Genomic DNA, 13,945 nt, shown 5'->3' on the forward strand with positions numbered 1-13,945 from the left:
GTCCGCTTACGCCGCCGAGGCGCGGTCGAAGAGCGCACCCGGGCTGCGCAGGGGTTCCAGCCTCCGGTCGGTCACCCAGCACAGCGTCGGCGCGGACGCGTCGAGCAGCTCGTGAATGTCGAAGGACGCCGCCCCGCCAAGTAGCGCCCGGACCCAGGTGTGAGCCCACTGCGGGGCCACCGGCTGGCCGGTGGGAGAGGTGAAGCGGGCGGTAATGAGGAACGCGGCGTCGCGCTCCTCCCCGAAGTGGCGGATCGACTGGCGGGCGAGGTCCCCGAGTCGGGTGCGCTGCAGGGTGACGATCAGTGGCGGACAATCCCCGGCGGCGGGGAGCTTTTTCTGTGGTGCCCGCCAGTGCAGGCTGTCGCGGGTCAGCGCCCGCGGGTGGGCGATGATCGACTCCAGCGCGCTTAAGGTGTCGCGGTGATTGCGCTCCACGACCTGGGTGCGCTCCGCGAGGCTCATCGGGGTGTGGGCCGCCTCGGTGCGGCGACGGGGGAAGTGGGTGGACAGTTCAGTGATGTTTCGCATGGCCATGACCATAGGAACAACCCCGGGACTCGCCAGATTCCAGATTCGAACATGTTGTCTAAAAAGTAGGGGTGTGTGCAGGTCAACACGGGTTCCGCGCACGGTGCGGCGGGGTGTCTTCCAACTGTCGTAGGCGTGCTTTCTGTCCGTGGCACCCGGGGCTGCGCACGGGGTGTGGGCCATCTCGATTCGACAGTGGGGTTAGGGTAGGCGTCGTGACGAAACGCGATGAGCTTGATCCGAGCACTTCTCCCGCGGATGCGGGGACGGCTGACACTGCCCCCGCGAGTGCGAGCACCCCGCAGCCCCCGGCCTCCTTGCCGGCCCCGGGGGATGTGGCCACGCCCGCGGCGGCGGGCGCTGGGGCCCGGGTGCGAATCCCGCACGAGATCTGGATCCTCGTCGGCGCGGCCTTCATCATCGCGGTCGGCTTCGGCCTGGTGGCCCCGGTGATTCCGCAGTTTGCGCGCAGCTTTGATGTGAGCATCGCCGCCGCCTCGGCGGTGGTGAGCGCCTTCGCCGGTATGCGGCTGGTCTTCGCCCCGGCCTCCGGGTGGCTGGTCAACCACATCGGCTCCCGCCGCACCTACCTGGTGGGCTTGCTCACGGTGGCCTTGTCGACGATGGCCGTGGCGATGGCGCACAGCTACTGGCAGGTGCTGGGCCTGCGGGCGCTGGGCGGCATCGGCTCGACGATGTTCACGGTGTCCGCGATGGGGCTGATCGTCCGCATCGCGCCCGCAGAGATTCGCGGCCGGGCGTCCTCGACGTATGCGACGGCGTTCCTGCTGGGCAACATCATTGGTCCGGTGGCGGGTGCCGCGTTGGCCCCCTTCGGGATGCGGGTGCCGTTCGTCATCTACGGTGTGGCGCTCATGGCGGCCACTGCCGTGGTGGCGCTGGGGTTGAAGCCGCAGGCGATTCGCGCCGCGGAAGCGCACAACACGCACCCGCCGATGCGGCTGGCCGAGGGGCTGCGCGATAGCGCCTACCGGGCGGCCATCGTGAGCACGTTTGCCATGGGATGGAGCAACTTCGGTGTGCGCGTGGCAGTGGTGCCGTTGTTCGCGGCGGCCGCCTTCGCGCACGGCACGACGGTGGCGGGCGCCGCCTTGGCGGCCTTCGCCGTCGGCAATGCGATCGCGTTGCAGTTCTCCGGGCGTTTGGCGGACAGTGTGGGGCGCAAGCCGTTGATCCTGGCGGGGCTGGTGGTCAACGGTGTGTTTAGTGCCGTCATTGGGCTCAGCGGCACGGTGTGGGTGCTGTTGGCGTTCTCCGTGGCGGCGGGCGCGGGCGCGGGCATGATCAATCCTGCGCAGCAAGCCACCCTCGCCGATATCATCGGCAAGGATCGTTCCGGCGGCACGGTGCTGTCGACGTTCCAGATGGCCCAGGACTTGGGTGCCATCACGGGCCCGCTCGTGGTGGGCCTGCTGGCAGAAAGTGCCGGCTATGGCCCGGCCTTCGCCCTGTGTGGCGCGATTAGTGTGCTGGCGGTGCTGGCGTGGGTGCCGGGCCGGGAGACCCTGCCCGCGAAAGCATCCGCGGCCGCATAAGCGCAGGCGCCATCCCGCTGCTCAACGGCGTGTTCGTGCCGCCCGTGCGGCGGGCCCGATTGCGTCCGATATCCCCCGGCTAGAGGCCCGATCGTGCCCGCCTGGCGGGGGTGCGGGGTGGTAGGTGCGTGGCCGTCGGAGGGGGTGGCGCGGGTTGTTTCGGCGGCTGGCTTCTTTAGGCTCGGCTGGGCGTGGATTTGCCGCACCCCGGTCGTTTGTGCAGGTGATGCCAGTCGGCCGACCGTGGGGGAGGAATGGCTTTTGCGCGGGGGAGCGCGTAGGGTTGTTCGGACAATGAGCAATACCGATAACGTCACCGGCGACGTGAACGAGCCGGAAAACGTCATGATGTCGGAAGTGGACGATCATTCGCAGGGCGAGCTTGACGCCGCCGGGGAAGCGAAAGCATCTGAGGCTACCGAACCGAACGAGGGCTTTGAGAGCCTGGGACTCCCCGCGAATGTGCTGTCCGCAGTCGCTCAGGTGGGGTACGAAACTCCGTCCCCCATCCAGTCCGCCACCATCCCGGTGCTGATGGACGGCCACGACGTGGTCGGCCTCGCACAGACGGGCACGGGCAAGACCGCGGCGTTTGCGCTGCCGGTGCTGTCCAAGATTGATCCCGCGGTGCGCGCCCCGCAGGCGTTGGTGCTGGCACCGACCCGCGAGCTGGCGCTGCAGGTGGCAGACGCCTTCCAGTCTTTCGCCGATAACTTGGGCGATATCCACGTGCTGCCGATCTACGGTGGCCAGGCCTACGGCGTGCAGCTCAGCGGCCTGCGCCGCGGCGCACAGATCATCGTCGGCACCCCGGGCCGCGTGATCGACCACCTGTCCAAGGGCTCCCTGGACCTGTCCCAGCTGAAGTTCCTCGTCCTCGACGAGGCCGACGAGATGCTGAACATGGGCTTCCAGGAGGACGTCGAGCGCATCCTCGCCGACACCCCGGACCACAAGCAGGTCGCCCTGTTCTCTGCCACGATGCCGCCGGCGATCCGCCGCCTGTCGAAGCAGTACCTGAACGACCCCCGCGAGATCACCGTCAAGAGCGAGACTCGCACCAACACGAACATCACGCAGCGCTACCTGTCGGTCGCGCACCGCAACAAGCTCGACGCCCTGACCCGCATCCTCGAGGTCACCGAGTTTGAGGCGATGATCATGTTCGTGCGCACCAAGCACGAAACCGAAGAGCTGGCAGAAAAGCTCCGCGCCCGTGGCTTCTCCGCCGCCGCCATCAACGGCGACATCGCCCAGGCGCAGCGTGAGCGCACCGTCGACCAGCTCAAGGATGGCCGCCTGGACATCCTCGTCGCCACCGACGTGGCGGCCCGTGGCCTGGACGTCGACCGCATCAGCCACGTGCTGAACTACGACATTCCGAACGACACCGAGTCCTACGTGCACCGCATCGGCCGCACGGGCCGCGCGGGCCGTTCCGGCGAGGCCATCCTGTTCGTCACTCCTCGTGAGCGCCGTATGCTGCGCTCCATCGAGCGCGCGACGAACGCTCCCCTGGAGGAGATGGAACTGCCGACCGTCGACGAGGTCAACGAGTTCCGCAAGTCGAAGTTCATGGACTCCATCACCGAGTCCCTCGAGCACTCCGAGGTCGCGATGTTCCGCGGCCTGGTGAAGAAGTACTCCGAGGAGCACGACGTGCCCCTGGAGGACATCGCCGCCGCCCTGGCCACCCAGGTGCAGGCCGACGACTTCCTGCTCAAGGAGCTGCCCCCGCAGCGTCGTGAGCGCGACCGCGATCGCGATCGTGGGGAGCGCGGCGAGCGCCGCAACCGCTTCGACCGGGAGGCCCCCAGCCGCTTCGATCGCAGCGGCAAGGAAATGGCCCTTTACCGCATCGCCGTCGGTAAGCGCCAGCACGTCCGCCCGGGTGCCATCGTCGGTGCCCTGGCGAACGAAGGTGGCCTGTCCAACCGCGACTTCGGCCGCATCAGCATCCTCTCCGAGCACTCCCTCGTGGAGCTGCCGAAGGACCTGCCCCGTGAGGTCTTCGACGCGCTCGCGGATACTCGGATCTCCGGCCAGCTGATCAACATTGAGCCGGATCCGGGCCCGCCGGCCGGCCGCCCCGCCTACAACCGCGATCGCGGTGGCGACCGAGGTGAGCGTGGCGGCTACCGTGGTGGCCGCGACCGTGATGACCGCGGTGGTTACCGTGGCGGTCGGGATCGTGACGACCGGGGCGGTTACCGTGGTGGCCGCGACCGTGATGATCGCGGTGGTTACCGCGGTGGCCGTGACCGTGACGATCGCGGCGGCTACCGTGGCGGCCGTGACGACCGTGGTGGTTTCCGCGGTGGCCGGGATCGCGATGATCGTGGCGGCTTCCGTGGCGGGCGCGACCGCTACTAAGCGCTAGCCCACCCCACCCGTAGGACACATCAACCCGCCTGCAGGCAATCCTTGCCCGCAGGCGGGTTTCGTCGATCCTTGGATACCTCCCCGCGTGCGGATTCCACGGACACCTTCCCCACGTGCGCCAGTAGCTGGCACACCCGCAGCACCACCGTGAGCATCCAGGCACCCCCAGAGCGGGGTCGGGGCGGGAGCACTGCCGGCTTTTCTCATGCCACCGAGCGCGGTGCCGCGTGGCGGCAGGGTGGCTGCATCCTCCCCAGGGCCGTGAAGACTTGGGGCCCATACTGGAATGCCCTGGTGCCACCCGGGGCGGCGGAGAATCCTCCAGCTCCTCCGTGTGGCCGGCGGCGGTACTCTGCGCGGGCGCGAGGCGCGTGGGCATGAGAAAACCCCAGGCGCGCCCCGGTGATCGGGGCACAACCTGGGGTTGTGGCGTGCGGGGTGGCCGCGCGCTTAAAGGGGTGCTGGTCGACGCAGCTGCTTAGAAGATGATCATCAGCAGGGCGACGATGAACCACAGGGCGTTGAAGATGCCGCCGAACATCGACAGCTGGCCCTTGGCCTTCTCCCAGTTGGCGATGGGGGCCACCGGCTTATCCGACTCCTCCTCGTCGAGGCCGCCGAGGGCTGCGAGCATCTGGCGCTGACGCGGCAGAATCACCACGAGCAGCAGCGCCCAGGCCACCACGGACAGCAGGATGCTGGTGTGGTACACACCGTTTTTCATCAGGTCCGGGTAGGCGAAGATCCAGGCGGCGACACCGATGGCGGGCACCAGCAGCGACAACCAGCCGTACACCTTGGTGACGCGGTACATCATCTGGGCGGCACCCAGGGCCTTGGCGTCACCCTGGTGGGCGGCGTAGGCGCGGGTGTGGAAGCTGGAGGTCGACAGGGTGATGGGGCCGAGGAACACCAGGGCGGTGAGCACGTGGGCGGCGTAGAGCAAGTTCATGCAGTTTTCTTCTTCGTGTATGTCGGGCGGTGGGGAATCAGGTGGTCCCCGGGGCGCGAAAGCGCACCGCACATGATGGGTCAGTGACGTCCGCACGGCCAGGGACGGCATCCACACACCAGCGGTGTGCCCGGAGACATCAAGGGGCACTCGCTCCTCCGGGGGCTGCCGGCGGGGCGGGGACAGGTGAGCGGAGGTGCGCCGTGAGGCGTGCCGCGCGCGAAGCTTTCACCCTAACGTTTTGGGCAGCAGTTCGCGAACCCCGCACGCGCGCCGCATCGCCGCCACGTCCTCCTCGGCCAGCTGCAGCTCGTAGCGGGCGGCGATCAGCGCCACCCGGCGGGCATACCAACACCCCGCCCCCGGGGCGGGCGGCATCCACTGGCCGGGCAGCTGGTCGGATTTCTCCCGGTTGCTGGCCTTGGTGACCACGATCAAGTTGTCCGGGTCGTTGGCGAACTCAATCCGCCGCGCCGCAGTCCAGGCCGCCGCACCTAGGTCCCACGCCGCCGACAGCGGGAAGACGTGGTCGAGTTCCACCCCGCGGCTGCTGATGGTCTCCCCGGTATAGGGGCAGATGCCCTCCCCGCCGCGCGGGGTGCAGCCACCGTCGATGTGGACTCCGGGGATGTGTTCCGCGATGGCGTGGTCGCGGGTGGAGCACCCGTCGGCACCGGTGGCCCACCCGTGGCCGAAGTTGTCGCGGTCGTATCCGGTGACCCGGGGCCGCAGTGGTGTGACGGACACGTGGGGCAGACTCACCGCGAGTGGGGGAGGTGAGATTCCCGGGGCGGCCGGTGGTGGGGCGGCCGCCTGCCACAGCCACCCGGCAGCAACGACTGCGCTCAAGGAGTGCAGTACCAGCATGTGCCGTGCCGGGCGGTAGCCGATCACCGCCCGCACACCCCGGTGTGCCAGGCGCACCAGCACGCCGAGGAACACCCGCACCAACCCGTGCCCGGACCCAACGTCCGCGCGGTGCCCGTGGGCGGTGGGGTGGCCGTGCGGTGTGGGGTGTTCGCCGGCCCCTGGGGTCGTTGGTGCCGGCGCTGTGGGCGCCCCCGGCGGATCGTCGGCGCGGTAGATATCCCCCTCCCGCCAGGCGGCCAGCCGCAGGTGAAGCAACTCCTCATGGCGGCCCGCCTGCGTGCGGGAGGAGGGCGCGCCGCTGTGGAGGCGCTGCAGGGGGCGGGTGGTGTGCCCGCGCGCCGCGGCAGGTACCCGCCCGCGCACAGCGTTCCGGTGTGGGGCAGTCGGAGTGCGATGCCGGTGGCGCATATGCCGGGGCGGTGGTTGGCGCTGTCCGGGTGGCAGCGTGGGCGTGCGCGGTGTCTGTGGATTCCGCTCCGGGTGGCGGCGTTGCGGTCGCGCGGGCGGGGTGTTGTCGGTGGTGCTCATGCTGGCCCTGACACACCCGGGCCCGCCACTGGTGCGCGGCCCGGCACGATCGGGCACAGCCAGACCATACGCGACACCGCCGGCACGAGTCCGTGCAGTCCCCTTTTTCAAGGGGAGGACTCGTACCGGCGGTGAGAACGTGAAGAATGAGAAACATCGCACACGGCACAAGGTGCCGCACAAAGACAGTGGGGGCGGTGCCTGTGCCTGCGGAGCCTGTGCGTGCGGGGTGTCTGCCTTACGCGTTAGGCGCCCGCGGCGGCGCGGGGTGCCTCGAGAGCGTGCGCCAGCCCGCTGGCCTCATCGAACTCGGCGAGGACCTCCGCATCCGGTTCGGCGGTCGCGAGGGACACCACCACGATGCCCAGGGTGGCGGCCAGCACGCCAGGCACAATCTCGTAGAGGTCGGTCAACGCGCCCAGGCCCACAGTCTCCAGGGCGCCGTCGAGCCAGCCCTGGCCCCACGCGAACGACACGACCGCACCCAACACCAGGCCGGCAATCGCGCCGGGGGTGTTGAGGCGACGCCAGTACAGGGAAGCAATGAGCAGCGGGCCGAACGCGGAACCGAAACCTGCCCACGCGAAGGCCACCAGGCCCAGGATCGAATCAGAGGGGTTGGCGGCCATGAGGCCGGCGACCACCGCCACGACGACGACAGCGGTGCGGGAGAGGTTAATGAGCACCTGGTTCGTGGGCTTCTTCTTCGCCACGATCATGAACATGTCCTCAATGAGCGCCGAGGAGGTCACCAGCAGCTGGGAGGAAATCGTCGACATGATGGCCGCCAGCACCGCCGTGAGAATCAGGCCGGCGATGAGCGGGTGGAACAGGATCCGGCCCATGTCGAGGAAGATCGTCTCGAAGTTTTCCTGGTCGGTGACCTGGATGGAGGGATCCTGGCCGAAGAACGAGGTGCCGATGACGGCGACGGCCGTGGCGCCGAGGATGCAGAACAGCATCCAGAAGATACCGATCCGGCGCCCCGTCTTGGCCTCCCCGGGGCTGCGCAGCGCCATGAAGCGCACCACGATGTGCGGCTGCCCGAAGTAGCCCAACCCCCACGCCAGGGCGGAGATGATCCCGATGGCGCTCATCCCGGTGATCATGTGGAAGTAGTCGGGGTTGCCGTGCTCCCAGGGGCCGTAGGGCTGCTCCGTCGCCCAGGTGAACAGGGTGGAGGAGTCCTGCAGGGAGGCATAGGCCACCACCGGCACAATGACGAGGGCTGCGAACATGAGCATGCCCTGCACCGCATCCGTGTAGCTCACCGCGAGGAAGCCGCCGATGAAGGTGTAGGCCACCGTCACCGCCGCCACGATAAGCATGCCGTCGAGGTAGGAGCCGCCGAACGTCGCCTCAAAGTAGCGGCCGCCGGACACCATGCCGGAGGACACATAGAAGGTGAAGAACACCAGGATCACGATCGAGGACAACACGCGCAGCGCGCGGGAACGGTCCCGCAGGCGGTTCTCCACAAACGACGGCAGCGTGATGCTGTTGCCGGCGACCTCCGTGTAGGCCCGCAGTCGCGGGGCCACCCACATCCAGTTCGCCCAACAGCCGATGAGTAGGCCGACGGCAATCCACAACTCACCCATGCCGGAGACAAACAGGGCGCCGGGCAGGCCCATGAGCAACCAGCCCGACATGTCCGACGCGCCGGCAGACAGGGCCGCCACGAAGGGGTTGAGATCGCGGCCGGCGAGCATGTAGTCGTCATATTCATCCGTCTGCCGGTAGCTCCAATACCCGATAAGGAGCATCACCAGCATGTAGATGACGATCGCGATGATGAACCACGTGTTTTGGCTCATGACTGAGGTGTCCATGGGCACGCAACTTTCTTGCTGTGTTCGGCGACAACGGTGCCACCCCACGTCGGCGCACAGCTCGCGCGTGCGGCGGGGGAGTGTCGGCACCCCAGGGCATGCAGGGGCGCCAAGGTGTGACTGTTCTAACTTAGCGGGCCTCGTCGTGATGCCCAACCCCCACACTGCCCCCATGCTGCCCCTGTGCAGGCGCGCCCGACGTGCCCCAGCGCGTGGCGTACCGGCGGCATGGACCTCGTGCCGCGCTGCGGGCGTGGGGCCGGGTAGCGCGCCCATGGCATGGGGCCTGAGCTGGGTGGATGTGCTGGCTGTGGATAACTCGCACACGGCCCGACTGCGGATTCGGGCTGTGGCCTACACTGACCAGTTATGAGTGAGTACATCCTCCACGCCGTGTGGACCCCCGACGAACAGCTTGGCCTGTGGGTTGAGCAGGTGGAGGGACACCGTGTGCTCCAAATCCGTGACCTGCCCGAGGGCACCCTGCCCCCGGAGGTGGAACAGCAGCTGGCTGGCATCACCTCCCGCCGCAAAATGCAGGTGCGGCTGCGCAGCCCCCGCGGGCGGCTGCCGAAGCTGGTGATCCCGGTGACGGTGCTGATGCCGCAGCAGGCGGTGGAGCTGTTGTCGGTCATCGCCGAGGCCGACTCCCAGACGGCGAGTCGCACGACCCGGCTGGGGACGACCGCCCAGTGGGAGACCATCGGTGCGGAACTCCACTGGTGCGCCCACCTGGTGCAGGGCCTGCGCTCCTGCGCGCGCTCCGGGCGGGTGGCGTTGACGATGAACCAGGTGGATAACCAGTGGTACCCCCGCTTCCTCGTCGCACCGACCCAGGAAGTCTCCCGCTTCCTGTCTGACATGCAGGACGTGTGCCCGCAGGTGCTGGTGATGAACTCCCACAACCAGCTGGTGGACTCGATCGCCCACCACCTGTTCCACGAGCTGGTGCTCGACATCCTCGCCGACGAGCCGATCACGCAGGACCTCCCGCGCCTGCATGTCTTCCTCCAGGCGCTGCTGCTCAACAAGCCGGTGGCCCGGGTCGGGGCGCAGATGCTGCCCAAACTGATGGAGTGGACCCGGTCGGTGGCCACCATCCCGCTGAGCGTGGTGGTGTTGGTGGAGGAAGAGGCGATCACATCCGATGATGACGAGCCGGCCACTGAGGACGAGCTCGTGCGGGATATGAAGCGCCCCCGTTTCCCCGTGACCCTGCGCCTGCGGGTAGGCAACGCCCCGCCGGAGCGCGTGGAGAACATCGAGGTGCCCGCAGAATACCGGGAGGACCTGCAGCTGCTGCAGGACAAGGTGCTGGACACCGCCCCCAGTTTGGAGCAGGCGCCGCCGGCGCTGGAGGTGTGGCCGGTGCGCTACGCCTTCGGCTCTCGGGATGTGCCGGTGCAGCAGAGCGCCTGGGATCTCGCCCTCAACCTGGAGCAGCTGGAGCGTTTCGTCAACCACGATGCGGCGAAGCTGCGGGCAGCCGGCGTGCACGTCATGCTGCCGAAGTCGTGGAAGAGCGCGACGGCCCGGCTCACCGTCAACCCGGACGGTGGCGACGCGCCGACGCGGCCCCCGCAGACCACCTTCCAGGAGATGGTGCAGGTGGGCCTGCACATCGACCTCGATGGCATGGGGCTGTCCGCGGAGGAAGCCCGCACCCTGTTGGCCTCCCAGGGCAACCTGGTGCGCATTCGCGACACCTGGGTTATGGCGGACGGGGAGACGATGACCAGGGTGCGCGCCTTCGTCAAGGACCTGCGCGCGAACTCTCGGGGCGCGACCATGGAACGCATGGCCGAGTTGGCAGACGAGCGCAGTGAGCTTCTTGGCTACATCGAGCAGCTCGAAGAGAAGATGAACACTGGGCCTGAGCTGACCAAGGCCCAGCTGGAGGCGCTCATCGACGAGCTGCACACTGCGGTCAACCGCGAACACGAGCTCGCCCAGCTGTATGCCGAGCTGGAGAGCTCCATGGGCTTGCAATCCCCGCAGGAGATGGCGGCCGCCGATCTGCAAAAACTCATGCTGGAGGCCGACCCCGACACGCCCGTCGCCTTCGGTGGGGACGAGGGCCACGACCAGTTCGCCAACAGTCTCGTCACCGCCGTGCACGGCGCCCCGCCGGACTACGTCGACATCCCCGACACCGTCCACGCGGAGCTGCGCCACTACCAGCGGCGCGGCGTGAGCTGGCTGAAATACATGAGCGGCAATGGGCTGGGCTGCATCCTCGCCGACGACATGGGCCTGGGCAAGACGCTGCAGACCCTGGCGCTGCTCGCCGTCGAGCACGCCGAGAACCCCGAGGTGGCGCCGAGCCTCATCGTGGTGCCTACCAGTGTGGTGGGCAACTGGGAACGCGAGATCGCCACCTTCGTGCCGCACCTGAAGGTCTACACCCATTACGGGCCGCAGCGCCTCCGCCTCGACGAGGAAGGCAGTAGCGAAGACAGGCAGGCAACGCTGGAGAAGTTCCAGCGCCAGGTCGCAGACTACGACATTGTGCTCACCACCTACGGGCTGCTGGCCCGCGACGTGCTCGCATTGGCGTCCTGCACCTTCGACCACGTCATCCTCGACGAGGCGCAGAACATCAAAAACCCGGCGACGAAAGCCGCGAAAGCGGCCCGCGCCGTGCCCGCCCGGCAGCGCATCGCGCTCACCGGCACCCCGGTGGAAAACCGCCTGGCGGACCTGCGTGCCCTGCTCGACTGGGTGAACCCCGGCATGCTGGGCAGCGCCAAGTTCTTCCGCACCCGCTACGCCATCCCCATCGAACGCGAGGAGGACGAGTACGTCTCCCGCCGGCTGCTGTCCATGACGCGGCCCTTCGTGCTGCGGCGGGCGAAAACCGACCCGGCGATCATCGACGACCTGCCGGAGAAGAACGAAACCATCGTCTACACCCAGCTGACCGCCGAACAGGCCGCCCTCTACAAGGCGACGACGGAGAACCTCCTGGCGCGCATTGAGAAGGCGAAGGCATCCGGCTCCAGTGTGCACGGTGCGGTGTTCTACCTCATTACCGCGATCAAGCAGATTTGTAACCACCCGGCGCACTACACCGGCGACGGCAGCCCCCTGGTCGTCGACGGCAAGCACCGCTCCGGCAAGGTGGAAGCCCTGCAGCGCATCGTGGAGCAGGCACTGTCCGAGGGGGAAAAAGTCCTGGTGTTCACCCAGTACGCCAAGTTTGGGGCGATGCTCGCCGAGTTCCTCTCCGATCTGGCCGACGAACCGATTCCCTTCCTCTACGGCCAGACGTCGCGCACCCAGCGCGACGCCATGGTGCGCACCTTCCAACGCCCGGATGGCCCGCCGCTGATGGTGCTGAGTCTGCGCGCCGGTGGCACGGGCCTCAACCTCACTGCCGCCAACCACGTGGTCCACATGGATCGTTGGTGGAACCCGGCGGTGGAAAACCAGGCCACCGACCGGGCGTTCCGCATCGGCCAGGACCGGGACGTCCACGTGCACAAGATGGTCACCCAGCACACCTTCGAAGAACGCATCGACGACATCATCAGCGGCAAACTGAAACTCGCCAGCCAGGTCGTGGTGCAGGGCGAAAGCTGGGTGGCCCAGCTCGACGCGGAGGACTTGAGCCAGCTGGTGAGCCTCGAACCGGGGCACTGGGACGACCCCTACACCAACGTCTACCCCCTGGAGCGCGCCGATGCCCCTGGCGAATCGCCGGAGTGGGACGGCTACGACAAGCTCGACACCGATGCGGCCGGCAAGTGGACCCCCAGCCGGGTCCTCATCCCCGAGGACAACGACGACGAGGCACCAGAGACGTCCGCCGCCGACGACATCCACCACGCCGACATCATCGACCTGCGGCGCATGCGCGACCGCGACAAGGATTAACCCACACCACCTTTAGGGAAGGAGGACACCATGGCACGCAGAGGCAGCCGCAACGCAGTCAAAGGCAAAGGCAACGTCATCTTCGTCAACTTCGGGCAGAAATCCACGACCGAAGAATCCACGTCGACCCGCCTCGACAGCATCGCGCCGACGACCGACCGCATTGGCAACCCCCTGGGCGCGATCCTCTACGACACCGTCGCCCACCTCACCGACGCTGGCCGCCTGCAACGCGGCCGCGACTACGCCAGCCCCGACATCGTCCGCCAGCTCACCTTCCGCACAGGCCACATCACCGCCCAGGTGATGGGCAGCCAACCCGAGCCCTTTGAGACGAAGTTCACCCTGCACCTCCCCAGCGCGGCACACAACCGCCTCGTGGAGCAGTACCTCATCGAGCAGTTCTCCCAGGGGGTCACCCCCGTCACGGCCGCCCGCAGCCTGCCGGTGGTGACGATGCTGCTCACCGACACCACCCCGCAGGACGCACTGGACGGTGTCGACACCACCCCCGATATCGAGATGCACTGCAGCTGCCCGGACTTCGCCCGCGGCCATGTGTGCAAACACCTCGTCGCCCTCGCCCTGCAAACCCGCACCCTGCTTGAGCAGCAGCCGGAGCGTCTGTTCGACCTGGTGTATCTCAACATCCCGGCGCTGCAAAAATCCGCCGACGCGATCGCTACGCAGAAGCTGGAATCCTCCCCGGATGCCGCGCCCAGCGCAGAAGAATTCTGGTCCGGCGGGCCGCTGCCCGCCTTCCCCGAACTGTCGGTGCGGAACTCCCTCGATCACGGGGACATGCGCCTGCTGCGCAAAGCAGTGCACTACGTCTGCTTCAGCCGCCCGGAGGAATTCCGGGTGCTGGAGGAACTCTCCGACCTCTTCGACGACCTCATCGATCGGGGCAGCTTCGATGACCCCGGCCGGCAGGAACTCAGCGATGCCCCCACAGGCAGCGGCTGGGACGACTACCAGTCCTTCGCAGACCCCGGTGACCTGCCGCGGCTGCGGGAGAAATCCCTCGTCCCACCCGAGGTCCCTCCTGCGGCAGACAGCCCCGCCGGGGACGCCACACCCACGGAAGGCCCGACTGCGGAACCCGCGCCGACAGACACGGACGCACATGGCCAGGACGACCCGGCACCCACCTTCCACGACACCACAGATTCCGACAGCACGACCAACCCCCCGGGCGACGACCCCGCTGAGGAGTAGCGCGAACACTCTCGCCACGGCACCCCGGCACCCCGGCACCCCGGCACCCCGACACCCCGGCGCCACGGCACTCCGGTGCCAGGGGCACAGCGCAGGCGCGCCGGGCAGGGGGTGATGAACCGGGTCGTGTGGTGGCGCGCTGAGGGTGAAAGTGTTCGAAAGAAGCGGCTGGGCGTTTTGCGTGTTGAAAAGGCAAATTT

Annotated in this window: 8 protein-coding genes; 4 read left to right on the plus strand and 4 right to left on the minus strand. The window is 67.9% G+C overall.

Annotated elements, in window-relative coordinates; genetic code table 11:
• Window positions 1–6: 6 nt before the first annotated feature.
• Entirely contained in the window at window positions 7–531 is a 525-nt protein-coding gene (locus C1Y63_RS01770) for a hypothetical protein (RefSeq protein ID WP_146128830.1), read from the minus strand.
• A 335-nt stretch (window positions 532–866) separates the two neighbouring features.
• Between C1Y63_RS01770 and C1Y63_RS01775 the strand changes: the two genes are divergently transcribed.
• Window positions 867–2,087 carry an MFS transporter gene (locus C1Y63_RS01775; RefSeq protein WP_233195531.1) on the plus strand — a complete coding sequence of 407 codons (1,221 nt, stop codon included), beginning with the start codon at window positions 867–869 and terminating at the stop codon, window positions 2,085–2,087.
• Between the two features lie 294 nt (window positions 2,088–2,381).
• Window positions 2,382–4,460 carry a DEAD/DEAH box helicase gene (locus C1Y63_RS01780; protein WP_106014747.1) on the plus strand — a complete coding sequence of 693 codons (2,079 nt, stop codon included), beginning with the start codon at window positions 2,382–2,384 and terminating at the stop codon, window positions 4,458–4,460.
• 487 nt (window positions 4,461–4,947) lie between these two features.
• Here C1Y63_RS01780 and C1Y63_RS01785 read toward each other — a convergent pair whose 3' ends face one another.
• The 3 genes from C1Y63_RS01785 to putP all read right to left on the minus strand — a co-directional run bounded on the left by C1Y63_RS01785 (window position 4,948) and on the right by putP (window position 8,636).
• Entirely contained in the window at window positions 4,948–5,421 is a 474-nt protein-coding gene (locus C1Y63_RS01785) for a DUF2269 domain-containing protein (RefSeq protein ID WP_106014748.1), read from the minus strand.
• A 228-nt stretch (window positions 5,422–5,649) separates the two neighbouring features.
• Entirely contained in the window at window positions 5,650–6,654 is a 1,005-nt protein-coding gene (locus tag C1Y63_RS01790; protein WP_158256057.1) for a DUF1524 domain-containing protein, read from the minus strand.
• 410 nt (window positions 6,655–7,064) lie between these two features.
• Window positions 7,065–8,636 (minus strand): sodium/proline symporter PutP, encoded by a 1,572-nt coding sequence (gene putP, locus C1Y63_RS01795; protein ID WP_106014802.1) that lies wholly within the window; start codon window positions 8,634–8,636, stop codon window positions 7,065–7,067.
• Between the two features lie 384 nt (window positions 8,637–9,020).
• On the opposite strand from putP, the gene C1Y63_RS01800 reads away from it, so the two are divergent.
• The gene (locus C1Y63_RS01800) at window positions 9,021–12,527 is read left to right on the plus strand and encodes a DEAD/DEAH box helicase (protein WP_106014750.1); all 3,507 of its coding nucleotides are present in this window, start codon (window positions 9,021–9,023) and stop codon (window positions 12,525–12,527) included.
• A 30-nt stretch (window positions 12,528–12,557) separates the two neighbouring features.
• Window positions 12,558–13,745 (plus strand): SWIM zinc finger family protein, encoded by a 1,188-nt coding sequence (locus C1Y63_RS01805; RefSeq protein WP_106014751.1) that lies wholly within the window; start codon window positions 12,558–12,560, stop codon window positions 13,743–13,745.
• Window positions 13,746–13,945: the final 200 nt, after the last annotated feature.

It is taken from the genome of Corynebacterium sp. 13CS0277 (assembly GCF_002994655.1).
Lineage (GTDB): Bacteria > Actinomycetota > Actinomycetes > Mycobacteriales > Mycobacteriaceae > Corynebacterium.